This window comes from Thiohalocapsa sp. (assembly GCF_022340605.1).
Taxonomy (GTDB): domain Bacteria; phylum Pseudomonadota; class Gammaproteobacteria; order Chromatiales; family Chromatiaceae; genus Thiohalocapsa.
Genome location: NZ_JAJDNQ010000076.1, coordinates 74,921 through 97,852, shown reverse-complemented (window position 1 = coordinate 97,852; position 22,932 = coordinate 74,921). Strand labels below are relative to the sequence as shown.

The 22,932-nt window shown below is 69.4% G+C and carries 21 protein-coding genes; 17 read left to right on the top strand and 4 right to left on the bottom strand.

Annotated features, from left to right (window positions below; all coding sequences use genetic code 11):
• Positions 1-89 precede the first annotated feature (89 nt).
• The 12 genes from LJE69_RS10130 (at position 90) to LJE69_RS10075 (ending at position 13,509) form a co-directional block, all read left to right on the top strand.
• Entirely contained in the window at positions 90-1,085 is a 996-nt protein-coding gene (locus tag LJE69_RS10130) for an ABC transporter ATP-binding protein (RefSeq protein WP_296924495.1), read from the top strand.
• Positions 1,078-4,086: a Gldg family protein gene (locus LJE69_RS10125; RefSeq protein WP_296924493.1), complete on the top strand. Its 3,009-nt coding sequence runs from the start codon at positions 1,078-1,080 to the stop codon at positions 4,084-4,086. The genes LJE69_RS10130 and LJE69_RS10125 overlap by 8 nt, the downstream gene beginning before the upstream one ends.
• 1 nt (position 4,087) lies before the next feature.
• Complete coding sequence (locus LJE69_RS10120) at positions 4,088-5,251, top strand: DUF4340 domain-containing protein (RefSeq protein ID WP_296924491.1); 1,164 nt, start codon at positions 4,088-4,090, stop codon at positions 5,249-5,251.
• 264 nt (positions 5,252-5,515) lie between these two features.
• Positions 5,516-6,811 carry a bifunctional alpha/beta hydrolase/OsmC family protein gene (locus LJE69_RS10115; RefSeq protein ID WP_296924489.1) on the top strand — a complete coding sequence of 432 codons (1,296 nt, stop codon included), beginning with the start codon at positions 5,516-5,518 and terminating at the stop codon, positions 6,809-6,811.
• Between the two features lie 119 nt (positions 6,812-6,930).
• Positions 6,931-7,074, top strand: coding sequence for a hypothetical protein (locus tag LJE69_RS10110; RefSeq protein ID WP_296924487.1), 144 nt, complete (start codon positions 6,931-6,933; stop codon positions 7,072-7,074).
• Between the two features lie 362 nt (positions 7,075-7,436).
• Positions 7,437-7,637 carry a hypothetical protein gene (locus tag LJE69_RS10105; RefSeq protein ID WP_296924485.1) on the top strand — a complete coding sequence of 67 codons (201 nt, stop codon included), beginning with the start codon at positions 7,437-7,439 and terminating at the stop codon, positions 7,635-7,637.
• Positions 7,634-8,008, top strand: a complete 375-nt coding sequence (locus LJE69_RS10100; RefSeq protein ID WP_296924483.1) for a hypothetical protein — start codon at positions 7,634-7,636, stop codon at positions 8,006-8,008. The genes LJE69_RS10105 and LJE69_RS10100 overlap by 4 nt, the downstream gene beginning before the upstream one ends.
• Before the next feature lie 416 nt (positions 8,009-8,424).
• Positions 8,425-8,913, top strand: a complete 489-nt coding sequence (locus tag LJE69_RS10095) for a hypothetical protein (protein WP_296924481.1) — start codon at positions 8,425-8,427, stop codon at positions 8,911-8,913.
• A 54-nt stretch (positions 8,914-8,967) separates the two neighbouring features.
• Entirely contained in the window at positions 8,968-9,996 is a 1,029-nt protein-coding gene (locus LJE69_RS10090) for a hypothetical protein (protein WP_296924479.1), read from the top strand.
• Positions 9,977-10,423, top strand: coding sequence for a hypothetical protein (locus LJE69_RS10085; protein WP_296924477.1), 447 nt, complete (start codon positions 9,977-9,979; stop codon positions 10,421-10,423). Before LJE69_RS10090 ends, LJE69_RS10085 begins: the two co-directional genes overlap by 20 nt.
• Positions 10,410-11,969: an ATP-binding protein gene (locus LJE69_RS10080; protein WP_296924475.1), complete on the top strand. Its 1,560-nt coding sequence runs from the start codon at positions 10,410-10,412 to the stop codon at positions 11,967-11,969. Before LJE69_RS10085 ends, LJE69_RS10080 begins: the two co-directional genes overlap by 14 nt.
• 202 nt (positions 11,970-12,171) lie before the next feature.
• Positions 12,172-13,509, top strand: a complete 1,338-nt coding sequence (locus LJE69_RS10075; RefSeq protein ID WP_296924473.1) for a sigma-54 dependent transcriptional regulator — start codon at positions 12,172-12,174, stop codon at positions 13,507-13,509.
• Positions 13,510-13,800: 291 nt separating this feature from the next.
• Here LJE69_RS10075 and LJE69_RS10070 read toward each other — a convergent pair whose 3' ends face one another.
• Complete coding sequence (locus LJE69_RS10070) at positions 13,801-14,271, bottom strand: DUF29 domain-containing protein (protein ID WP_296924471.1); 471 nt, start codon at positions 14,269-14,271, stop codon at positions 13,801-13,803.
• Between the two features lie 514 nt (positions 14,272-14,785).
• Between LJE69_RS10070 and LJE69_RS10065 the strand changes: the two genes are divergently transcribed.
• From LJE69_RS10065 to LJE69_RS10050, 4 genes are all read left to right on the top strand, one after another.
• Positions 14,786-15,196 (top strand): RpiB/LacA/LacB family sugar-phosphate isomerase, encoded by a 411-nt coding sequence (locus LJE69_RS10065; RefSeq protein WP_296924469.1) that lies wholly within the window; start codon positions 14,786-14,788, stop codon positions 15,194-15,196.
• 263 nt (positions 15,197-15,459) lie between these two features.
• Positions 15,460-15,660: a hypothetical protein gene (locus LJE69_RS10060; protein ID WP_296924468.1), complete on the top strand. Its 201-nt coding sequence runs from the start codon at positions 15,460-15,462 to the stop codon at positions 15,658-15,660.
• A 453-nt stretch (positions 15,661-16,113) separates the two neighbouring features.
• Positions 16,114-17,328, top strand: a complete 1,215-nt coding sequence (gene ampH / locus LJE69_RS10055) for a D-alanyl-D-alanine-carboxypeptidase/endopeptidase AmpH (protein ID WP_296924466.1) — start codon at positions 16,114-16,116, stop codon at positions 17,326-17,328.
• 349 nt (positions 17,329-17,677) lie between these two features.
• Positions 17,678-18,937, top strand: a complete 1,260-nt coding sequence (locus LJE69_RS10050) for a Bcr/CflA family multidrug efflux MFS transporter (protein WP_296924464.1) — start codon at positions 17,678-17,680, stop codon at positions 18,935-18,937.
• Between the two features lie 25 nt (positions 18,938-18,962).
• Here LJE69_RS10050 and LJE69_RS10045 read toward each other — a convergent pair whose 3' ends face one another.
• The 3 genes from LJE69_RS10045 to LJE69_RS10035 all read right to left on the bottom strand — a co-directional run bounded on the left by LJE69_RS10045 (position 18,963) and on the right by LJE69_RS10035 (position 21,432).
• Positions 18,963-19,994, bottom strand: a complete 1,032-nt coding sequence (locus tag LJE69_RS10045) for an ABC transporter permease (RefSeq protein ID WP_296924462.1) — start codon at positions 19,992-19,994, stop codon at positions 18,963-18,965.
• 162 nt (positions 19,995-20,156) lie between these two features.
• Positions 20,157-21,044, bottom strand: a complete 888-nt coding sequence (locus LJE69_RS10040; protein WP_296924461.1) for an ABC transporter ATP-binding protein — start codon at positions 21,042-21,044, stop codon at positions 20,157-20,159.
• Between the two features lie 193 nt (positions 21,045-21,237).
• On the bottom strand, positions 21,238-21,432 hold the full coding sequence (locus LJE69_RS10035; protein ID WP_296924459.1) for a YgaP-like transmembrane domain: 195 nt from the start codon (positions 21,430-21,432) through the stop codon (positions 21,238-21,240).
• Positions 21,433-21,792: 360 nt separating this feature from the next.
• Here LJE69_RS10035 and LJE69_RS10030 point away from each other — a divergent pair, with 360 nt between their 5' ends.
• A complete protein-coding gene (locus LJE69_RS10030; RefSeq protein WP_296924457.1) occupies positions 21,793-22,923 on the top strand; it encodes a trypsin-like peptidase domain-containing protein in 1,131 nt (376 codons plus the stop codon).
• Positions 22,924-22,932 lie beyond the last annotated feature (9 nt).

Below are 22,932 nucleotides of genomic sequence, written 5' to 3'. Positions count from 1 at the left end.
GTGAAATCCCGCCGCGCCGTTAGGGGCTGATTCGCATCTGTCGCCGGCGGCGCCGGAGCAGCCGAGCTCGAACCGGAGAAGCACGCACTATGATCGAGGTACGCGACCTGAGCCGCAGCTATGGCGCGCTCAAGGCGGTGGACCAGGTGTCGTTCGACATCGGCCGCCGCGAGATCGTCGGTCTGCTGGGCCACAACGGCGCCGGCAAGACCACAATTATGAAGATGCTCACGGGCTACCTGGAGCCCAGCGCGGGCAGCATCCGCATCGATGGGCAGGACATCGCCGCACACCGCCGCGCGGTGCAGCGCAAGATCGGCTATCTGCCGGAGAACTGCCCGCTGTATCCGGACATGACGGTGCTGGAGCACCTGGACTACCAGGGGGCGCTGCACGGCATTGCGAACAGGGCGCGCGCGGCGGCCATCCGCCGCGCGATCGAGCGCACCGAGCTGGGCGCCAAGGCGACGGCAACCGTGGCGACGCTCTCGCGTGGCTATCGGCAGCGCCTCGGCGTCGCCGCGGCGCTGCTGCATGAGCCGGACGTGCTGATCCTGGACGAGCCCACCAACGGGCTCGACCCGTCGCAGATCCAGCACATGCGCGCGCTGATCCGCGAGCAGGCGAGCCACGCGACGGTCATCATCTCCACCCATATCCTGCAGGAGGTCGAGGCCGTCTGCGGCCGGGTGCTCATCATGCACGCCGGCAGGCTCGCCGTGGACAGCCCCATCGGTGCCATCGGCGCGACGCCGCGGCTGCGCGTGACCCTGGACCGCGACCCCGGCGAGGTGCGCGGGCTGCTGGCCGAGTTGCCCGGCATCAGCGCGGTGAGCCATGTCGGCGACGAGGACGGCCGCCGGGGCTATGCCCTGACCACCGACGACCCCGACGCCGCGGCCCCGCGGGTGGCCGCCGCCGTCACCGGGCAGGGTTGGGCGCTGTACGGGCTGGAGCGGGAGCGCTACGACCTGGAGGCCCTGTTCGGCCAGATCGCCGACGGGCAGGCGGCAGCGCCGTTCGGCGAGCTGGCTGGTGAGCAGCCGGGCGCCGCCGCCCCGGCGCGGGAGGCCGCCCATGTCTGACATCCTGCGCACCACCCGCAAGGAGCTCTCCAGCTTCTTCGGCTCGCCGGTGGCCTATCTGTTCATCGGCGCCTTTCTCGCCGCCTGCCTGTTCGTCTTCTTCTGGGTGGAGGCCTTCTTCGCGCGCAACATCGCGGACACCCGGCCGCTGTTCGACTGGATGCCGCTGCTGCTGATCTTCCTCGCCGCGGCGCTGACCATGCGGTTGTGGAGCGAGGAGCGCCGAGCCGGCACCTGGGAGGCCTTGGCGACCCTGCCCGTGCCCACCTGGAAGCTGGTGCTGGGCAAGTTCCTGGCCGCGCTGGCGCTGGTGGCGGTGGCCCTGGCCCTGACCCTGCCGCTGCCGGTGACGGTGAGCTTCCTGGGCCAGCTGGACTGGGGGCCCGTGCTGGGCGCCTATCTCGCGACCCTGCTGTTAGCGGCGGCGTATATCGCCATCGGGCTGTTCGTCTCCGCGCGCACGGACAACCCTATCGTCGCGCTCATCGGTACGACGCTCCTGTGCGCGGTGTTCTATCTCATCGGCTCGCCGGTGCTGACCAACCTGTTCGGCCATGGCGGCGGCGAGCTGCTCAGGCTGCTCGGCACGGGCTCGCGGTTCGAGTCCATCACCCGCGGCGTCGTGGACCTGCGTGACCTCTATTACTACCTGAGCCTGGTGGGCGTGTTCCTGGCGCTCTGCATCTACAGCCTGGAGCGGTTGCGCTGGGCGGCGGACAGCGACCGGCAGGCCAGCCACCACCGCTGGCAGCTCATCACGGTGCTGGCGGTGGCGAACCTGGTGGCCGCGAACCTTTGGCTGCAGCAGGTGGGCGTCGCCCGCGCCGACCTCACCGAAGGCAAGATCTACACCGTCTCCGAGGCCACGCGGAACTACCTGCACCAGCTCCAGGAGCCGCTCCTGATCCGCGGCTATTTCAGCGCCGAGACGCATCCAAAGCTGGCGCCGCTGGTGCCGCAACTGCGGGACCTGCTGCGCGAGTACGAGGTGGTCGGCGGCCCCAACGTCCGGGTGGAGTTCGTGGACCCCGCGACGTCGCCGGAGCTGGAGCGCGAGGCGGGCGAGAAATACGGCATCCGCCCGGTCGCCTTCCAGACGGAGGGCAAATACCAGTCGGGGGTGGTGAACTCCTACTTCAACATCCTGGTGAAGTACGGCGATCAGTTCGAGGTCTTGGGCTTCCAGGACCTCATCGAGATCAAGGACCAAGGCGACACCGATCTCGAGGTGCGCCTGCGCAACCCCGAGTATGACCTGACCCGCACCATCAAGAAGGTGCTATACGGCTATCGGGGCGGCGGCGACGCCTTCGCCGGCATCGGCGAGCCCATCCACTTCCGCGGCTTCATCTCGGCGGCCGATGCCCTGCCGGAGCCATTGCCAGCCGTGCGCAAGGACCTGGAGGCGGTGCTGACGGACCTCGCCGAGGAGGCCAACCGCGACGCCCCCGATCACGCCGAGCCAGCGCGCTTCGACTGGAAGATCGAGAATCCGGACGCCGACCCCAAGCTGGCCGCGGAGATCGACCAGCGCTTCGGCTTCCAGCCCGTGGCCCTCGGGCTGCTGGACCCGCGGCCGTTCTACTTCTTCATGGTGCTCGAGCAGGGCGGGCGCGCCGTGCCCGTGCCGTTGCCGGAAGGGCTCGACAAGGCCGGCCTGCGGCGGGCCATCGAGGCCGGCATCAAGCGCTTCGCGCCCGGCGTGCTGCGCACCGTCGCCCTCTACACGCCGGAGCCGGCGCCGGCCGGCTTCCCGGGCATGCCGCAACCGTCGGGGCCCGGCTACACGCTGCTCAAGGACACGCTGCGTCAAGGTTTCGCACTGCGCGAGACCGATCTCGGCACGGGACAGGTGCCGGACGACACGGACCTGCTGTTCGTCGTCGATCCCACGGCCCTCGACGAGAAGCAGCAGTTCGCGGTGGACCAGTTCCTGATGCAGGGTGGCACCGTCGTGCTGGCCACCAGCAGCTTCGACGTGGACCTGACCGGCAACGCGCTCAGCGCGGCGCCGTCGCAGACGGGGCTCGAGAACTGGCTCGAGCACCAAGGCGTGCAGCTTGCGCGGAGCCTGGTGCTGGACCCGCAGAGCTCGCCGTTTCCGATTCCGGTGCAGCGGCAGATCGGCGGCTTCACGGTGGAGGAGATCCAGAAGCTGGATTATCCGTACTTCGCGGACGTGCGTGCCGACGGTCTCGCCAAGGAGAGCGGCATCACCGCCAATCTCGGCCAGCTCACCATGAACTGGTCCTCGCCCATCACACTGGATGCCGACAAGAACGCCGGGCGCAAGGTGACTCGCCTCATCGAGAGTTCCCGCGACGCCTGGACCAGCGATGCGCCGGACCTGCAGCCGGACATCGACAAGTACGGCTCGCTCGGCTTCCCGAGAGGCAAGGACCGGGGTCGCAAGCTGCTGGCGTTGTCCATCGAGGGTCGCTTCGATTCCGCCTTCGCCGGCAAACGCTCGCCGTTGCTGCCGCCCGAAAAGGCGCAGGGCGAGAAGGACGACAAGGGCGGCGCGGCCGATGCGAAGGCCGTCGATGCCGGGCCGGCTGCCGAGGCCGGCGCCCCGGCAGTGGCCGCGGACGCCGCGGCCGGGGAGGGTACCGACGCCAAGCCGAAGCAACCGGTGGTCTCCACCGTGGTGGAGCACTCGCCCTCGTCGGCGCGGCTCATCGTCATCGGCTCCGATACCTTCCTGAGCGACGTCGCCATCGACCTCGCCACCCGGGCCACTGGAACCGAGTACCTGAAGCCGCTGGAGCTTGTTCAGAACGCCGTGGAATGGTCCCTGGAGGACCGCGGCCTGCTGGCGCTCCGCGGCCGTGGCCAGTTCAGTCGGCTGTTGTCGCCCGTGAGTCAAGAGGCGCAGATGATCTGGGAGTATCTGAACTACGCGCTGGCCGCCCTCGGCCTGGTGCTGGTGTACTGGCTGCATCGGGTGCTGCGCCGCCGCCGCGAGCGGGCGCTCACCGAGATGCTGGCGGGAGGGCAGTGACATGACGGATACGACCACGCCCACGGCCGAGACCGGCACCCGCCGCGAACTCGGCCTCGACGGCGACTGGCGGGCGGCGCTGCGCGCGCCGCTGGTGCTGGCGCTCGCCGCTGCCCTGGTGGTCCAGCTCGCGCTAGCGCTGATGCTGGGCGGCGGCCACAGCATGGCGCCGGCCGCGCAGGACGAGCCGCTGCTGGACCTGGACCTCGACAAGGTCGCCGAACTGGACATCGCCTCCGGCGATGGCGCAAGCCTGGTGCTCAGGCGCAGCGGCGACGCCTGGGTGCTGCCTGGACTCGGTGACTTTCCAGCCAGCGACACGCGTGTCCAGTCGCTGCTGGACGACCTCGATGGCCTCAAGCGCCCGCTCCCGGAGGCCACCAGTGCCGATGCCCAGCGCCGCTTCAAGGTGGCCGACGACAACTTCGAGCGGCGGCTGACCCTGCGCGGTGGCGGCAAGCAGGCGACCCTGTTCGTCGGCGACTCGCCCGGCTTCCGGCGGACCTTCGCCCGTGTGGACGGCGAGGACGCGGTCTACGACTTGCGGCTCGGCCTGTTCGACCTCAGCGACAAGGCCGACGACTGGATCGACCGCGGCCAGCTCCAGATCGACCGCGGCAAGATCACCGGCATCGCCGCCGCCGATGCGGATGGCGGCCCGGCTGGCAAATGGGCGCTGACGCGCGGTGAGGAGGGATGGTCGCTGGCGGGCAGCGACGGCAAGGTGGACGGCGCCGCCACCGACGCCTTGGTAGATGCCGTCGCCACCGTCAGCTACAGCGGCGTGCTCGCACCCGACAGCGACGCCAAGTACGACCTCGATGCCCCGAAGCGCGTACTGACCGTCGATTACGACGGCAAGCAGCGCCGCTACCTGTTGGCACCCATCGGCGACAGTGGCGACTATGCGCTGAAGCGCGACGGCTCGCCTTACGTTTATCGCATCGGCGCCTTCGATGCCGAGACCCTGGTGGGGACAGACCAGGACAAGCTGCTGGGCAAAAAGAAGCCCGAGGCGGGAGCTGGTGATGAGGGCGCGGCTGGCGCGGTTGGCGAAGCCCCGGCGCCCGCCGCATCCGCCGAAGCTGCCAAAGAGATGGAGCCGGGGCCGGCCGCCGACGCCACCCCGACTCAAGAAGCCCGCCCGCCGCAACAGAGACCGTGAAAGTATTGTTCGCGACGCCGAAAACGAGCGGATCGTAGGTCGGGTTAGCGATAACGTAACCCGACCTACACCGAATACTTTCACAGTCTCAATGACGTGGGAGCGGCGTCCTCGCCGCGAAGCCGAGCCTGCCGGCGCCGATCGCGGCGAAGACGCCGCTCCCACCCCGCCCGGCATTTCGGCATGCTGCATTGCAGCGAACCGGGGCCATCCGCATACTGAGCCGTCCCCGGGCGTCCCCGCCCGCCTCAGCCGGAGCCCGCGATGGCGCGCATCAAGCTCGATTTCCAGAATGCCGAAGGCCACAAGCTCTCCGGACTGCTGGAAACGCCCCCGCCCGACGTGCCGACCCTGCGCCATGCACTGTTCGCGCACTGCTTCACCTGCGGCAAGGACATCGCCGCGGCCTCGCGCATCAGCCGCGCGCTGGCCGCACGCGGCATCGCCGTGCTGCGCTTCGATTTCACGGGCTTGGGCAACAGCGACGGCGACTTCGCCAATACCAGCTTCACCTCCAACGTGCAGGACCTCATCGCCGCCGCCAACGCGCTGGCAGCGGAGCACGCGGCGCCGGCCATGCTGATCGGCCACAGCCTCGGCGGTGCCGCGGTGCTGGCGGCGGCGCCGCAGTTGCCGAGCGTCGAGGCCGTGGTGACCATCGCCGCACCGGCGACGCCGAAGCACGTCGAGCACCTGTTCAGCGGCGTGCGCGGGGAGCTCGAGGCCACCGGTGAGGCGGAGGTGCAGGTGGGCCAGCGGCGCTTTCGCATCCGCCGGCAGTTTCTCGATGACCTCGAGCACTACGCCGACGCCGACCACATCCGCAAGCTGAAGCGCGCGCTGCTGATCTTCCACTCGCCCGTGGACGAGATCGTGCCCATCGCCGAGGCGGCCAAGATCTACCGCGCGGCGCTGCACCCGAAGAGCTTCATCTCCCTGTGCGCGGCGGACCACCTGCTCACCAACCGGGAGGACGCCGAGTACGTCGCCGAGACCCTGGTGGCCTGGGCGAGCCGGTATCTCGGGCTGCGGGCGCACGCCGAAGAGCCTGGCCTCGGCACGGCACCGCAGGCAGCGCCCGGCGAGGTGGTAATCACCGAGCGCGACGGCCGCTTCCTGCGCGGGCTCTATACCGAGCACCACCAACTCCTCGCCGATGAGCCCAAGGACGCCGGCGGCAGCGGTCTCGGCCCGACGCCCTACGATCTGTTGCTGATGGCCCTGGGTGCCTGTGCCTCCATGACCATCCGCATGTACGCGGACCGCAAGGGCCTGCCGCTGGATGACGTCGAGATTCGGCTGCGCCACGACCGTATCCACGTCGATGACTGCGATACCGACTGCAATGACGACGCCCGTGGCCTCGCCGACAACCAGGGCCACATCTCGCGGATCGAGCGCCACATCGACCTCACCGGCGACCTCACCGAGGCGCAGCGGGCGCGCCTGCTGGAGATCGCGGACCGATGCCCGGTGCACCGCACGCTGATGGGTCGCCCGCACATGGTCGCGCGGCTGAGCAACGACGATCCGGACGCCGGGGCCGAGGATCGGGCTTGAGCCGGTCGGGCCAACGCAGGCAGCCCGACGATCAGGCGGTGACATCGAGCGCCGTGTCGCGCCTCGTTCCTCGGCCTGACCTACCGAGTTAACAATTCGTTCCAGGATGAGTCGTCGTCGTGATTACTGAGCACGCGAAAGCACAGGGTATTCAGGGCGACGTGCGCGGCGATTTCCTCGACCCTGGTGACCTGGCCGACCAGCAGCGGAATCGCGCCATCACCCAGCGGTATGACCGAGTTCCCTATTTCAGTTGTTCTTGAACTGTTCCATAACACGGCCGCGTCCCAGGGCGGCTCGCAACGGACTCTGGATCGGAATCGATCCGGATCGCGATTTCGATCCCAATATCGACGCCGATTTCGATGGATGCTTCGGCGGGTCTTGCTCAACATTCGGGGTCATGTTCGCCCGTCATCCGCCGGGCGGAGCGACACGCATGCCCCCCGTTTGCCTCAGCGTTCGAGCCCGAGTCCCGGCCTCGTCCGGCAGGCGATGGCGCGGAGGGCCGTCAGCGTGGGGCAATGCCCCTCGCCTTCACCGAAATTTCACCACGCATACATAGCCTTGAAACGGCGCGCTGATAGCTTGCCCGGCCATCAGGTAATCGGAAAGGTCATCGACCATGAGCGCGATTCGAGAGCATCAAGTGAGCACCATGGCGCATCGCATCGGGCTGCGTCTGCTGCAGCCGCCCGGCGAGGCCGGCGTGTCGCTCTACCGACTGGTGGAGCCGTTCAGCATGCAGCCCGTGTACCCGGGCGGCAATGTGCCGGGCGTGGCGCTGGACGAGTTGGAAGACTGGCTGTCGTTCCCGTGGGAATGAGCGGCGACACCGCGGCATGCAGCGAGCATGATCCGCCGATTGCGCAGGCGGTGGCATCGCTGTCCGCCGAATTCATCCAACGCCAACTGCCGCGGGCGCTGGGCATTCAGGTGCAGGTGGCGGACGGTGAGGCGCTGAGCGACGAGGACGTTGCATTCCTGATGGAGATGGTGGATACGCTGGGCTGTGCCGGCGAGCTGCTCGGGCATGATCCGAGGTTGGAAGCCATGCATCGCTGCGCGCTCTCGCTCTATGACGACATCCTGACCGAGGCATTCGTCCAAGCCATGTCGGAGATTGACGCCGGGGTCGGAGCCCAGGCCGGGAGCAGGAGCAGGGATTGCGATCATCATGATGCTTGGGCGTCGTAGCGGAACACTCCCGCAGTCCGTGACCGCCACCGCCTCGAACCAGCCCCGGCGCTGAGGTATCACCCCATTCGACCAAGTCCTGCCGAGCCGGCCGGGGCGCGCCCCGGCCGGCGCGGATGGCCCTGCAAGCCGGGCGGCCGGAGGGGCGGTCTGCAGTTCCTGCTCCCCCGGCTCGTCGTCTGCCGTTGCGCGGCCGCGCCGCCGCGTGGAATCATGCCCCGCTGGTCCGATCGACAAAATTGTCGAGGGCGGCAGCATTTGTCGAGCCCCTGCACGCGGCTCGGCGCGACAAGCACTTGTTTCAAAAGAGAACGTCACTCTGGCATGACACCTGCGGAGAGGTGGGTGCACTGGACGGCGCACTGGCATCCGGCCGCCGTTCCGGCCACCTCGATGCAATAACCGGAGATGACATGATGAACCGCACCGCAACCCTTGCCGCCGCGTTGACCCTGATCCTGGGCGTTGGCGCCGTGTCGACGCAGCCGCTGGCCGCCGGCCCCGGCGACGGCACGGGGCCCATGATCGACCTCTACGCCGGGACCTGCGAGAACCTGTCCGGCACGCTCATGGAACTCGGCACCGGCGGCACCGGCACGCTGATCGACACCGGCACTGAGATCGTGACCGTTTATGCCCTGGGCCCGGCGCGCTACTGGGAGGAGCAGGGCGTGGCGCTGCCGGTGGCCGGTGAGGCGCTGAGTGTCGATGTCTGCTGGATCACCTTCTCCGACGGCACCGAGAAGGCCATTGCCACGGTGGTGTACCTTGACGATGCGACCGTGGAGCTGCGTGACCCCGTCACCGGACAGCCGCTCTGGCGTGGGGCGGGCGATGGCGAGAAGGCGGCGGCCGGTGGCGGTGGCCAGGTCCGCGCCGGCGCCCGCGGCGGGCGCGCCAGGTAACGGATGCGGCGGCGGGGCAGGCCGAAAAGGGCCGGCATCCGGAGGGGCACCGGCATGGCCGCCCTATTCTGCACCGGCTGCTGCACCGCATCCTGCACCGCCGCCGCCATGGCCGACTCGCAACCGATGGTTCCATCACCGGTACTGTCGGCCGAGCTCGGCCTCGGCTTCGACAGCAATCCCGCGCAGTCCTCCGACGCTGTCTCGCTCGGCTTCGCCGAGGTTGGCCTTGGTGCGCAGTGGCAGGTCAGGGACGACCTTTCATTTGATGCCGAGGCCGGGTATCGCGACTACGCGGGTGCCAACGACAACTGGACCGCGGCCGTCCGCATCGACTGGCTCGCGGCCGCAGAGGGGGCGCGATCCGACCCCCTCACGCTATCGGCCGAGGCCGGCGTCTACCGCGATCAACTGGTCACCGCGGATGCACGCAACGAGCTGGCGCTGGCGGGACGCTGGCAGCCCATCGTGACACCGCGCACCGAGCTTGTGGTCGGCGCCGAGCTGCGCGGCCAGCATTATCTGAACTCTTCGCTGCCCTGGTCGGGCCGGCCGGGGTCGGCGTCGCGCGGCAGAACCCGCCGCGCGCAGCGGACGCGTTTGAGCGCGCAGCGGGGCGCGCCTGGAGCCGGCGTGGACCGTAGCACGGGCGCCACTGCGTTGGACGCACTCGCGGGATTCGAGCCCCGCCAGCGCTATGACGGGCTCGCCATCCTATCCCTTGACGGCGCCTGGTACTTCTCAGCGCTGCTGTCCGGGCTGGGTACGCTGAGCCTGGGTCGGCGCGCATCCACCGAGCCCGCCGAGTCTTACGACAATGTCGCCGTCGATCTGCTTTTCAGCCGCGGCGGCGTCGCCGGCTGGACCCTGGAGCTGGGCCTCGGCTGGTACCGGAGCGACTACGACCGGGCCCCGCAAGACCTTCACCGCCGCGACGAGGGACGCTCCCTGGCGCTGGCGGCGCGGCGGCCGCTGGGGCGGGCCGAGCTGTCCTGCTCGGTGAGCTGGCTCGACAACCGCTCGACGGTGGCGATCAAGTCCTTTGCACAAGCGGTGACCTGGTGTGGTCTGGCATGGCAGTGATGGCGCCCGCGTCCCGCTGTCGGCACTGCTGGTGCTGACACTGGGGCTCGGCTGCACCGCTTCGGTGGCGGCGGCGGAACCGGCCCTCGGCCGCGTCATCAGCATCCAGGCCGACACCGTCGTCGTCGCCATGGACAGCCCGGGCAACCCCCGGCTCTCCGTGCCGCTGGCCGACGTCAGTGGTGCCCGAGACCTGACCGTCGGCAGTCGCGTGCGCGTCTGGCGCGGGGGCACCGGCACCGACACTGGTGCCGACACTGGCGCCGGCAGCGGGACCCGCGTCAGCCCCGCCGGCGGCAGCGGCGGCGGCCGCGACCTGACCGGCGTGCGCGCCCGCCTCAGCCGGGGTGCCGGCCGCGGCGGCGGTCTCGGCGGCATGGGCAGCGGCATGGGTGGACGCACGGGCGGACACCGTGGCGGTCGTTGAGCGGCGCGCCCGCCGGCTGCCGGCCCTGTGGCTCGGCAATTTGCTTGTATTCGGCATGCTGATCGGGCTGGCCGTGGGCTGGTTCGTGCTCCAGACCCGGCAGGTGCAGCGCGGCTTCGTCGCGGACACCGCGGCGCATGCCCGGCTGCTGGCGGACGCGGTGGCCCTGCATGCGCGCGGCGCCGTGCTCGCCCAGGAGATCACCGATGAGGCCCTCACCGCCTTCCTGGCCAGCTCCGCCCGCTTCGCCGACTACCTGGACGGCATCGAGCCGTTCCGCCCGGACGAGCTGACCGCCTTCGCCGAACAGGCGGGGTTGTCCGTGATCCGCATCGTCCGCCGCGACGGCGCGGTGCAGGGACCGCCGGACTGGCCCGCCGGCGAGGCCCCGGGCTGCGGCCGCCTGCGCCGGCTGCTGCGCCCGCCCGGTCTGCACACCGTGCTCTACGGCGTGCCGCGCGGCGCCGCCGCCGGCTGCGTGCTGGTCGGCATGGACAGCCGCCGCATCGACCGCTTGCGCGCGGCGGTGGGTCTGCCGCGGGCGCTGGACGCCGTTGCCGCGCTGCCCGGCGTGCTCGGCGTGCAGCTCGACGGCGCGACCGATCCGGCCATGGCCCGCGATGGCGCGACGGCGCCGCCGCGGGTGAGCATCCGCCGCCTGGACGACGGCACGCCGGCCGCGCGCGCCCGCATTGGTGTCGCCGGTGCCGAGCTGGTGCTGGACCTCGATGCCGGCCCGCTGTTGCGCCAGCGCGGCCGTCTGTGGCGGGAGCTCGCCGCCTTCGCGTTGGCGCTGACCCTGGCGGGCGGCCTCGGCACCTGGCTGCTGTACCGCCGCCAGCAGGCCCACGACCGCCAGTTGCGCGCCTTCGAGCGCCGGCTTTCGCAACAGCGCGAGGAGGCCGGCCTGGGCCGCGCCGCGGCATCCGTCGCCCACGAGATCCGCAATCCGCTCAATGCCATCGGCATGGGCCTTCAACGCCTGCGCCTGGAGGCGACGGAGCTCGACGCCGGCCACCGCCGTCTGTTGGAGCTGCTGCTCGATGCAGCGCGCCGCACCGACGGCACCATCACCGGGTTGCTGGACTACGCACGGCCCTGCACGCCGCGGCGCGAACCGGTGCGGCTCGACCGGCTGGTGCAGAATCGGCTGGCGCTGTACGCGCAGCGCCTGGACGCGGCCGACATCGCCGTGAGCCTGGCCCTGACCCCGGACGCTGGGCTCCCGGCCGACCCGACGCTGCTCGGGCGCGTCCTCGACAACCTGCTGCGCAACGCGCTGGAGGCGATGCACGGCGGCGGCAGGCTGGACATCGGGCTGACGCGAGAGCGAGACGGCCTGACGCTGACGCTGACCAACGACGGCCTGGCAGCGGACATCGAGCCCGTCGAGCGCCTGCTGGAGCCCTGGTTCACCACCAAGACCGACGGCACCGGGCTCGGGCTGGCCATCTCGCGGCGCATCGCCGAGGCCCATGGCGGGCAGCTCGTCGTGGACGTCCCCGAGCACGGGCGGCTGCGCGTGCGGCTGCGGCTGCCGGCGTGAGCCGCACTGGCGCTCGGCAACGGTTCAGAAACAGCGTGAGCACGCCGGGGCGGCTTGGCCTCGGACCGACGAGTCGTGGTCGTGGTCGGAATCGGATACTCGACGTCGACAACGACAACGACAACGACAACAAGCAGGGAAGCGGCGGCAAACTTGACTCATCTGCAAGCATTCGGCTCCCTCAAGCAACCATCACCACCCCATGCTGATCCTCATCGCCGACGACGATCCACTCCAGCGCGAGCTGCTCGGGGGCTTTCTCGAGCACCAGGGCTACCGCGTGCTCGCCGCCGCCGACGGCGACGCGGCGCTGAAGCTGTTCCAGCGCGAGCCGGTGCAACTGGTGCTGCTCGACCAGCGCATGCCGGGCCTGACCGGCGAGCGGCTGCTGGCCGAGCTCAAGGCCCTGAACCCGCTGGTGCGGGCAGTCATGATCACCGCCTACGGCGCCGTGGACACGGCGGTGAGCGTCATGAAGCTCGGTGCCGACGACTTCCTGGAGAAGCCGGTGGACCTCCAGATACTGCTGGAGAAGGTCCGGCACATCGAGCAGGAGGTCGCCGTTGGCGAGGACGTGGCCGCGGTGGCCGAGACGCTCGACGACGACGCCCCTGCGCCGGTCGCGATCATCGGCCAGGGGCCGGCCATGCGCGAGGTCCTGTCGCTGGTCCGGCGCGTCGCCGACAGCCCCTGGGGCGTGCTGATCCGCGGTGAGACCGGCACCGGCAAGGAGCTCATCGCGCGGCTGATCCACCAGCTCGGCTCCCGCGCCGCCGCGCCCTTCGTCGAGGTCAATTGCGCTGCAATCCCTGAGAACCTGTTCGAGAGCGAGCTGTTCGGCCACGAGAAGGGCGCCTTCACCGGCGCCGCCCGCCAGCGCCGCGGGCGCTTCGAGCTGGCCGACGGCGGCACGCTGTTCCTGGACGAGGTCGGCGAGCTGCCGGCTGCGCTGCAATCGAAGCTGCTGCGGGCGCTCCAGGAGCAGCGCATCACCCGCGTCGGCGGCGAGGCGGACATCCCGCTCGACGTGCGCGTCGTCGCCGCCACCAACCGCGACCTGCGCGCCTTGGTGGACGCCGGCGACTTCCGCGAAGACCTCTACTTTCGCCTCAACGTGCTGGAGATCGAGCTGCCGCCGCTGCGCCACCGGCGCGAGGACATCCCGGCCCTGGCCGGGCACTTCATCGCCCGCGATGCCCGCACCCCGATGCAGCTCCCCGCCGAGACCCTGGACCTGCTGGTCAAGTACGCCTGGCCCGGCAATGTCCGTGAGCTGGAGCACGTCATCCAGCGCGGCGTCACCCTCGCCCGCGGCAGCGTGCTGCGCGCCGCCGACCTGCCGCCGGAGCTGCGCCGTGCCGAAAACACCGGTGCCGGCCAGCTGCAGGAGCGCCTCGACGCCGTGGAGCGCGAGCTGCTGGCCACGGCCCTCGATCGCGCCGACTGGGTGCAGACCCACGCCGCCGGGGCGCTCGGCATCAGCGAGCGGGTGCTGCGCTACAAGATGGTCAAGCACGGGCTGCGGCGGCGCGAGGGGTGAGGCGGGCGCCGATCATGCCCTCGGCCAAGCTGTCCCCTCAGGCGCATTGGTGCGCGCAGCGGACCCTACAGCGTATACAAGAAGGGCCAAGGGCCAAGGGCCACGCGCCGCGCACGGCCGGTTCCCCATAGGACGGATAGGCGAAGCGCGTCCGCCTGTACAAGAAGGACCAAGGGCTGAGTTGGCTCCGTATGGGACAAATGGGTCTCACACGGAGGTACGCAGACATTCCGCGGCCCGCGTTTTCGCCGGCGGGCACAGACCTCGCGTCGGAATGGGTGCGACCCCCGTTCAGGGCAGCCAGTCCTCCCGCAAGACCTCATCGATGCGCCAGGGGCACTGCTCCGGGAAGCCCGCGAGGCCGGTCTCCCCGGCGGCACTGGCGACGCCGTCGTCCCAGACCGCCTGCAGCCAGTCGGGATCGGCGAGGCGAGGGCGCAAGCTCGGCGTCTGCTGGAGGTGCCGGTGCAGGCCGCGGCGCTGGTTGCGGATGGTGAGTTGCCAACTGGCGCCGCGGCGCTCCGGCTGGAACTGCCACTTGAGCAGATGGGCGATCAACAGGGCCATGCGATGGTCCAGCTCGCGGCGTTCGCTACGGCCCACGTCCTCGATCTCCTCGGCGATATTGGCGATGTCGATCTCGTCGAGCCGGCCGGCACGCAGCAGCGCGGCCTGCTCGTCGGCCCAGGCGGCGATGTCATCCTCGTAGCGGGTGTTGGGCGGCGGCTGGCCGCTGCGTGGGTGTGCTGAGGTCCGGGACATGGTGGGATACCGGGGCGATCATTTTCGCCGGAGGGTGCCAGCTTTGCCCGGGGGCGGCAAGCCCGGCTCGGTCCGCTCCCGGGGCCGGATCAAATCCGGCCCATCTCCCGGCGGGAGAGGAGGAGACCGCAGGCGCTCCAGCGCGAGCAGCTCCCGCGAGCGGCCGATGAAGCCGGTCTCGGGCGGCGCCGGCACCTCGCCCAGGCGGGCGGCTCGCCGAAGAAGTCCTCCAGCACGCCTAGCCGGGTGCCGTCGAGGTTATGTCAGCGCGCCGCCGGTTGCGGCACTGGGACAGTGAAACGACGGCTAGAGGCGGCGCGAGCCAGGCCCAGCCAAGGGCGCTAAGGGAGCGGTGTTACTGCTTGAGCGACGGGGGTTGGTGTCTGACGGGAGGGGTCGTGCCCAATCCGTGGATCAAGGGCAAGCTTGCGCCGCGGCCCCGAGTCATCAGCTCCTTAAGGGACGTGCCGCAAGGGCTATCATCCCCACGTCACTCCAACGAGCGGGGTGGGCCATGATCATCGGGCTTGGTGCAGACCCCTTTGGGGTCGATTTGAAAGAGGCGGTCAAGCGGCATCTGGAAGCTGCTGGCCACGAATGCGTGGACCTCGGCGGCAGCAGCGAAGAGCAGCGCGCCTACTACGACGTCGCGCATGAGCTTGCAGAAATGCTGGGCTCAGGTGCCTATGACCGGGGCGTGCTCGTCTGCGGCACGGGCATTGGGATGGCCATCGTCGCCAACAAACATGCGGGGGTGTATGCGGCGGTGTGCGAGGATGCGGCGACCGCGGCCAGGGCGCGCTCCATCAACAACGCGAACGTGCTGACCCGACACCTTGCTGAACAGCGCCGCGTCGCGGGTCAGGGTGCGCTGCCGCTCCGCGTTCTGTCCGGGCTGGTTCTCGTGTCAGCGGCGGTTTCATGAATGCCCGCCTGTCAGCAGTGCCGGTGGTTGCCCGATTGTTCCGGCTGTCCTTCCTGATCCCGTGCCTCTGGCAATTCGGATGCCGACGCCCGGCATGCACAGCGAGAGCAGCGGGCGTGCAAGCCGCCATCGCCCGGTGCATCGTCATCGGCCGGTAAGGCAATGGGTGTTTACTGACGCAGCATGCTCCGCGGGCAATGAACGCCGCCGATTACCCCACACCCGCCCGGGCGCGGGCCAAACCACCGAGACGAGGTTGAGCCATGAGCACGCTGGATATCGAAGACCGCCTCTCTATCCTGGAGATGGCGGCGGATATCGCATCCAAGGCGGCGCAGAACCCGAGTATCGACGGGATGATCGACTTTCAGGAAGAACTCATCGAGCGCCTGTACCGCAAGATGACGGCGCTGATCGAGGAGGACGAACTGGACGATGACGATGACGATGACGACGAAGGCTAAGGATTATGCGCAAGGCCGGGCGTCGGTCCGAGCGGCCACGCCCGGCGCCACCCCTTGCCCGGGGATGGACGCGCACACGCGGGCGGACGCGGCGCCGACCCGGTCGCTCGCAACTCGATTGTTTGAAGGGCCGAAATCGTTGCAGATGCGTCAAGTTTCGTGTGCACCGCAGCACCGATCAGCAAGAGCGAAGGGCCAAGGGGCAAGGGGCAAGGGCCGGAACGGCAGTCGACCGACGCTGTGCGGTTGCGTTTGGGGCCTCGGCCCTCGGCCGCCGGCCCTTGTTGCATGCCGCGGGTTGATCGACGCGACATCTGCCCCCTCATGCCGTTGTCGGTCTGAGGCAGCGCCTCGCTAGGTAGGTGCCCGTAGCCCGCACACGGTACGCTTCGCCGTTGCGGTGTTCTGCGCCGATACAGCACGTTGGATCGGGGCCGGGCGAATCATGGCAACATGCCCATTCGACGCGAGTCCGGGCAGCGATCGGAGGAGTTGGACATCGTGGGCAGACTGCTTGTAACCGATGTGAGCCGGTCTTGGCGCTCGGGTGCGTGCGCGGGGGCGTTGCTGCTGGCCCTCTGTGTCCCGGCGGCCGCCGAGGACAAGCTCCTGCAAGAGGTGGTCAACTTCACCGGCGGCGTCCTTTTTGTGCAGAGCAAGGTTCCGGCGCTGGTGCTCGGCGCCATCCGCGATGGTGAGACCGCCGTGGCCGGCTTCGGCGAAATCGCCGATGGGTCGAACGAGGCCCCAGACGGCGATACCCTGATGCGGATCGGCTCCGTCACCAAGGTCTTCACCGGGACCGTGCTGGCAAGCATGGTGGCGGATGGCACCGTGCGGCTCACTGACCCGCTCCAGCACCACCTCGACTGGGGCGTCACCGTGCCGGCGCGGGGGCAGCACGTCATCCGGTTGATCGACCTGGCCACCCACACCTCCGGCCTGCCGCGTGAGGTGGCGCGTGAGCCGGGTCCCAAGGACGATCCCTTCAAGACACTCACCGAGGACGCCTACGTCAAGGCGCTCGCCGCCGATCCGCTGCTGTTCCCGCCCGGCACGGGCGCGCTTTACTCCAATTTTGCTTTCGACGTGCTCGCCGCGGCGCTCGGCGACGCCGCCGGGCAGCCCTATGCCAAGGTCCTCAAGGAACGCGTTCTGGACCCCATCGGCCTTGAGGATACCGTGTTCGAGCTGAACTCCGGCGATGAGCAGCGGCTGATGCAGGGGCACGATTTCGACGGCTCCCCGCTGCCCAATGTTCCGGCGACGCCGGTCATGGCCGGCGCGAGCTCGCTGTACTCCACTGCGAATGACATCCTCAAATGGCTGGCGTGGCACATGGACCGCTTCTCTCCCGCGGACGCCGAGATGCGTCTCGTCGACCACGCCGCCTATGTCTTCCGTGACGAGCTCGATCCGGTCTATGGACTCGACGAATCGGGTCACATGGATGCCTTGGCGCTCGGCTGGATTGTCATGACCGCCGAGGGCAGCCGCCCGCTGATCCTGCAGAAGGCTGGCGGTTTGCAGGGGATCTTCGTCTATTGCGCCTTCTCGCCGGCGAAGAAGGTCGGTGCCTTCGCGGCCATCAACGCATTCGACGTTGCTGCCGCGATGACGATGGCGAGCACCGTCAACGAGCTGATCGCTTCCATCGCCCCCCGATAGAGCCGCGATTTTCCTCCGTGGTTGCGACGTCCCCGCCGCGATCGCGCTCTCCACCTGGGCGTCCCCGCGGCGACGCCGCTCCCGCCGACCAAGGCCGGCAAGCCCGGCTCGCGTGCGATGATGGCCGTTGGGTGTCGGCACCAGCGCTTCTCTGCGGAAATCCTGAGGCCAGGCTCCCTCGTGGTCGTTGTCGTTGTCGTAATCGCATACCCGCACGGGTGGGACCACGACAACGACAGCGACAACGACTTGGGACGGTCTTGCGGCTTGCGCAGTGTTGCACGAGTGCACGGCCTTGGAATTGTCGATACCGTTCGCTGTCCGGCGCCATCCGCACCACGGAGATCCAATGCCCGTTTCCCTCCCGCTGTTGATCACGCTCGGCCTGCTGTCGGCACTGACGCCCTTCGCCATCGACATGTACCTGCCGAGCATCCCGGCCATTGCGCAGGATCTGCACGCGCCCGTGGCGCTCGCGCAGCTCAGCGTGACGGTGTACCTGGGCGTGTTCGCTGCGGCGCAGTTGGTCCTCGGTCCGCTGTCGGACGTGCTTGGCCGGCGGCTGCCGGTGGCGGTGGGGCTCGCGGTCTTCGCGCTGGCGGCGGTCGCCTGCGCGCTCGCGCCCAGCATGACGGCGATGCTCTGGGCCCGGGCGGTGCAGGCGCTGGGCGGCGCGGCGGTGGCGGTGACGATCCCGGCGCTGGTGCGCGACCTGTTCGACCGCGACGACTACGCCCGGGTCATGGGCCTGGTGATGCTGGTGATGGGACTGGCGCCGCTACTGGCGCCGAGCGTCGGCGGGCTGATCCTGCTCTACGGCACCTGGCACTGGGTGTTCGTCGGGCTGTTGGGCATCACCGCTGTGGCGGCGGTGCTGTTCTTGCGGCTGCTGCCGGAGACCCTGCCGCCGGAGCGGCGCCATCCGCCGGCGCCGGCGCGGGTGTTGGGCAACTACTGGGCCCTGCTGCGCCACCGCGCGGCGCTCGGCTACCTGCTGACGGGGATGGCGAGCTTCGGCGGCATGATGGTGTTCATCGTCAACTCGCCCTTCGTCTACATCGAGCTGCACGAGGTGCCGGCGGGCTGGTTCGGGCCGCTATTCGGCCTGAACATCGCCGCGGCGATGCTGTTCTCGGCGCTCAACGCGCGCTGGGTGCCACGCTGGGGGGCGGAGCGGCTGCTGCGCTTCGGGCTCACGGTGCAAGCCGGGGCGGCGCTGATGCTGCTGCTCATCGCGCTGCTGCCGGCTCTGCTCGCCGTGGTGGCGCCGCTGTGGCTCATCGCGCTCGGGGCACTCGCCTACATCGCCATGGCGGGGCTCGTCATGGGCAACGCCATGGCCGGCTTCATGGCCTTCTTCCCGCGCATGGCGGGCACGGCGTCCGCGTTTGCCGGCGCCGGCCGCTTCGGCTTCGGTGCGTTGACGGGCTCGGTGACCAGCCTGCTGCACGACGGCACGGCACTACCGCTGCTGCTCGGCATGGCCTGCTGCGGACTGCTGGCGGCGGCCACCTACCAGCTGATTTGTTGTGCCGAGGTGCCCGCGGATGCGCATCATCGGCCAGGGGTACCGCCGGTGGGCGGCGAAGGGACGCCCCTGTCGAAGTAGCCCCGGCACGCTGTCGGCAGGCGCGCTACTCCCAGCGGAACACGCGTGCCGCCACTGCCAGCAGCAGCGCCGCGAGTGCCAGCAGCAGACCGAGCTGCGGCAGCACGTCCAGCACGCCGGCGCCGTCGATCATGATGGCGCGGGCGGCGTCCACGAGGTGGGTGAGCGGCATGAGCTCGGAGAGCCACTGCGCCGCGCGGCTTGTGCCCTCCATGGAGAACCAGACGCCGGAGAGTAGCAACATCGGCCATGACATCAGGTTCAGGAGGCCGTCGGCGAGCTCCTCGGTGCGCAGCCGTGCGGCCACCAGCAGGCCCAGACTGATCATGCAGAGGGCGCCCGCCACGTACGTGAGCACCAGCGCGGAATAGGAGCCGCGCATGGGAAAGTCCAGGATGGCCAGGGCGCCCAGGTAGACGACGGTGCTGGATGCCATGACCACCATGAGCCGCGAGAGCACCTGTGCGGACAGGAACTCCAGCGGGCGTAGCGGGGTTGCCTTGAGCCGCCGCAGCACGCCGTTCTTGCGGTAGCGCACCACCACCCAGCCGACGCCCCAGAGGCTGGAGAACATGACGTTCATGGCGAGCACGCCGGGCAGCGCCCAGTCCGCGTAGCTCAGCGCCTCGCCGGCGGCTGGGTGGCGCTGCGGCGGTGGCGCGCCGGCGCGGGCAAAAGCGCCCAGCAGCAGCCGCTCGGTGACGTCGCCGTTGGGCGACTTCGGGTTGACCCAGTAGCCGGTGATGGCGCCGCCCGGTGCGCGCAGGTCCAGCAGCAGGTCCAATTGGTGGCGGGCGATCTTCGTGACAGCGGCGGGCTCGTCGTCCATGGGCACGAAGGTCAGATGTGGCGTGGCGAGAAAGCCGCTCGCGTCCGCGGCCGCGTCCGCATCGCCAAGCACGCCCACCTTGAACAGGTCCTCGGGGCCGCCGCCGAAGATGAACGCGAAGGCGACGATCATCATCACTGGCATCGCGATGTTCCAGATGAGTCCGGCGCTGTCGCGGTAGAACTCGCGGTTGCGGGCGACGAGGAGGGCAAGAATTCTTTGGAACATCTTCGTAAGCCCGGCAACAAGCTGAGAGGGAGGCTCAGGGCCAAGGGCCAAGCGCCAAGCGCCAAGCACCTGGGGGCAGGGTTTGCGGAACACTGTTCCTCGGCCCTCGGCCCTCGGCCCTCGGCCCTCGGCCCTCGGCCCTCGGCCCTCGGCCCTATCTGATCAAGCCCGCAAACTATGCCCAGTGAGCTTCAGAAACAGATCCTCCAAGCTCGGCGTCTCCACCCGCAGCCCCGTGAGCGTGGCGCCGATGCGCTCCAGCTCATCCAGCACCGGCGGCACCTGCGCCGCGTGCAGCTCGATCTCGTGATGGTTGCGGCTCGCGTAGCTCGGCAGCGGCTCGTCCGCCGGCCACGCGTCCGCGGGCAGCCGCACGATCACTGGCGGGAAGTGCTCCCGCACCAGCGTCCCCGGTGCCCCCTGCGCAATGATGCGGCCATGGTCGATGATGGCGATCTCGTCGCAGAGACGTTCGGCCTCTTCCATGTAATGGGTGGTCAGCAGGACGGTCTTGCCGCGGGCGCGGACGGTCTCGATGAGGCCCCAGAAGTTGCGCCTGGACTGCGGGTCGAGCCCCGTGGTGGGTTCGTCGAGGAACACGAGGTCCGGGTCGTTCACCAGTGCGATGGCCAGCAGCAGTCGCTGGCGCTGGCCGCCGGAGAGCTTGCGGGTGTCGCGGTGCAGGAGCTCGCCGAGGTTGCAGAGCCGGATCAGCTCGTCGCGTTCGGCGGTGTGCCGGTAGAGCCGGGCGAACATGGCGAGCGACTCGCCGACGGTCTGGAAGTCCTGCAGGGCCGTTGCCTGGAACTGGATACCGATGGCCTCGCGGAAGTCCGCGCCCAGTGGTCCACCACGAAACAGGACCTCGCCGGCGGTGGGTTGCTGGATACCCTCCAGCATTTCGAGGGTCGTGGTCTTGCCGGCGCCGTTCGGTCCGAGCAGACCGAAGCACTGCCCCGGCCGCACGGTGAAGCTGATGCCGTCCACGGCCTTGACACCGGGGAAGTGCTTGCGGAGTTCGCGCGCTTCGATGAGGGGTATCGGCTGCATGCGGGCAAGGTGGGGGCGGTTGTCCTCGGCCACAGGGCAATGCTGGCACATGGGTGCCTGGGGGAAGCACCCCGGCACCCGCGGCTGTGCCGGGCAGGCAGACAAACAAAAGGCCCTGGAGCCGGAAGCTCCAAGGCCTCGGCCGGCGCCCGCCGCTGCGCGGGGCTGCCGGCGTTGCGAGGGAAGGCGGCTGTCAGCCTTCTTCGCCTTCCTTCGTGTTGATGCCGAAGGGGAGGTACGCCAGGCAGGTGCCCATGTAGGCGGTGCCGATGGCGATGAGGCCGATGATGCCGATGATCCAGCTCTTCATAAACAGCGCCGCCAAGATCAGCAGGGCGCCGGCGATGTAGCGGATCTTCTGGTCTTGGCTACCGATGTTCTTGACCATCGTGGAAACTCCCGTTGTGTTGGGTTGGTGACGTTGCGTCGGTCTCCGCGCCCGCAGTCGCGTGCGCGACTGTCGATCGGATACGCCGGAGGTGGGTGCGGGCGCCGTGGATTTCCCGCCGTAAACCATGATGATAATAGGGTTAGTATACTGTGATCGTGAGCTTCGGGTCGTTGCGATCGGACAATCAAGCGGGCGCCGGATCGGCGTAGGCTGAATGCCGACGGCAGCGCGGGATCTCCTTCAGCTGTCGCCCGGTGCGCCTTGCCCGCTGCGTCCCCGTTGATGCCGTGCACGTCGCGGCGACGGTTGTCGGCGCGCACATCCACACCTCCACCCATCGCCCGGATCGCCGACACCATGCATGGCTTCCAACTCTCGCGGCTGCTGTTCTGGGCGGCCATCCTGTTCATCGTCTCGCTGGCGCTGAAGCCCTGGCTGGAGGATGCGTTCGTCAGCATGCAGGCGGAGCCGCGAGCCGTCACGGCGCGCGGCGAGCTGGCGTCGGAGGAGCAGTCCACCATCGAGATCTTTCGCGAAGCGAGTCCGTCGGTGGCCTACATCTCCACGACGGCGCCGCTGTTGAGCCCGTGGACGCGCAACCTCACCGAGGTCCGCCGCGGCACCGGCTCAGGTGTGGTGTGGGACCACGACGGACACATCGTCACCAATTGGCACGTCATCGAGGAAGCGCGTACGGCTAGGGTGGGGCTCGCGGACGGTCGCATCTACAACGCCCAGTTCGTCGGCGCGAGCGCGGAGCATGATCTGGCCGTGCTGCGCATCGGCGCCTCCGCGGCGGGGTTGCGGCCCGCCCTCATTGGCACCAGCAAGGATCTGCAGGTGGGGCAGAAGGTGCTGGCCATCGGTAATCCCTTCGGCTTCGACTACAGCCTCACCACCGGCGTCGTCTCGGCGCTGGACCGCACCATCGCATCCGACGAGGCGGGCGGCGAGATCCGCGGCCTGATCCAGACCGACGCCGCCATCAATCCGGGCAACTCCGGCGGTCCGCTGCTTGACAGCGCCGGGCGGCTCATCGGCATCAACACCGCCATCTTCAGTCCGTCCGGCAGCTTCTCCGGTATCGGCTTCGCGGTGCCAGTGGACGTGGTGAACCGGGTGGTGCCGCAGCTCATCGCTCACGGCGAGTACGTGCGCCCGCGCATCGGCTTCTACGGCGACGACGAGATCAGCCGCCCGGTGCTGGACGAGCTCGGCGTCGAGGGCGTGCTGGTGCTGCGCGTGGACCCGCAATCCCCGGCCGCCCGCGCCGGGCTCCAGGGCGCGCATGTCACCGGCGCCGGCGAGATCATTCCCGGCGACATCGTCCAACAGGTGGACGGCAAGCCGGTGACCTCCATGACCGAGCTCATCGACCGGCTGGAAGGCTATGAGGTGGGCGACAAAGTGGTCCTGCACGTGCTGCGCAACGGGACGCAGGCGTCACTGGAGGTGACGCTGGGCGGGAGTTTCGGGCAGTTGGACTGATGCGGTGGT

What these genes read in the sequence shown, in the direction of transcription:
- LJE69_RS10095 (WP_296924481.1), top strand. Translation starts at nt 8,425, where the DNA reads ATGAACCGCACCGCAACCCTTGCCGCCGCGTTGACCCTGATCCTGGGC.
- LJE69_RS10075 (WP_296924473.1), top strand. Translation starts at nt 12,172, where the DNA reads ATGCTGATCCTCATCGCCGACGACGATCCACTCCAGCGCGAGCTGCTC.
- LJE69_RS10065 (WP_296924469.1), top strand. Translation starts at nt 14,786, where the DNA reads ATGATCATCGGGCTTGGTGCAGACCCCTTTGGGGTCGATTTGAAAGAG.
- LJE69_RS10035 (WP_296924459.1), bottom strand. Translation starts at nt 21,432, where the DNA reads ATGGTCAAGAACATCGGTAGCCAAGACCAGAAGATCCGCTACATCGCC.
- LJE69_RS10125 (WP_296924493.1), top strand. Translation starts at nt 1,078, where the DNA reads ATGTCTGACATCCTGCGCACCACCCGCAAGGAGCTCTCCAGCTTCTTC.
- LJE69_RS10030 (WP_296924457.1), top strand. Translation starts at nt 21,793, where the DNA reads ATGCATGGCTTCCAACTCTCGCGGCTGCTGTTCTGGGCGGCCATCCTG.
- LJE69_RS10090 (WP_296924479.1), top strand. Translation starts at nt 8,968, where the DNA reads ATGGCCGCCCTATTCTGCACCGGCTGCTGCACCGCATCCTGCACCGCC.
- LJE69_RS10105 (WP_296924485.1), top strand. Translation starts at nt 7,437, where the DNA reads ATGAGCGCGATTCGAGAGCATCAAGTGAGCACCATGGCGCATCGCATC.
- LJE69_RS10115 (WP_296924489.1), top strand. Translation starts at nt 5,516, where the DNA reads ATGGCGCGCATCAAGCTCGATTTCCAGAATGCCGAAGGCCACAAGCTC.
- LJE69_RS10070 (WP_296924471.1), bottom strand. Translation starts at nt 14,271, where the DNA reads ATGTCCCGGACCTCAGCACACCCACGCAGCGGCCAGCCGCCGCCCAAC.
- LJE69_RS10100 (WP_296924483.1), top strand. Translation starts at nt 7,634, where the DNA reads ATGAGCGGCGACACCGCGGCATGCAGCGAGCATGATCCGCCGATTGCG.
- LJE69_RS10040 (WP_296924461.1), bottom strand. Translation starts at nt 21,044, where the DNA reads ATGCAGCCGATACCCCTCATCGAAGCGCGCGAACTCCGCAAGCACTTC.
- LJE69_RS10050 (WP_296924464.1), top strand. Translation starts at nt 17,678, where the DNA reads ATGCCCGTTTCCCTCCCGCTGTTGATCACGCTCGGCCTGCTGTCGGCA.
- ampH (WP_296924466.1), top strand. Translation starts at nt 16,114, where the DNA reads ATGCCCATTCGACGCGAGTCCGGGCAGCGATCGGAGGAGTTGGACATC.
- LJE69_RS10060 (WP_296924468.1), top strand. Translation starts at nt 15,460, where the DNA reads ATGAGCACGCTGGATATCGAAGACCGCCTCTCTATCCTGGAGATGGCG.
- LJE69_RS10045 (WP_296924462.1), bottom strand. Translation starts at nt 19,994, where the DNA reads ATGTTCCAAAGAATTCTTGCCCTCCTCGTCGCCCGCAACCGCGAGTTC.
- LJE69_RS10130 (WP_296924495.1), top strand. Translation starts at nt 90, where the DNA reads ATGATCGAGGTACGCGACCTGAGCCGCAGCTATGGCGCGCTCAAGGCG.
- LJE69_RS10120 (WP_296924491.1), top strand. Translation starts at nt 4,088, where the DNA reads ATGACGGATACGACCACGCCCACGGCCGAGACCGGCACCCGCCGCGAA.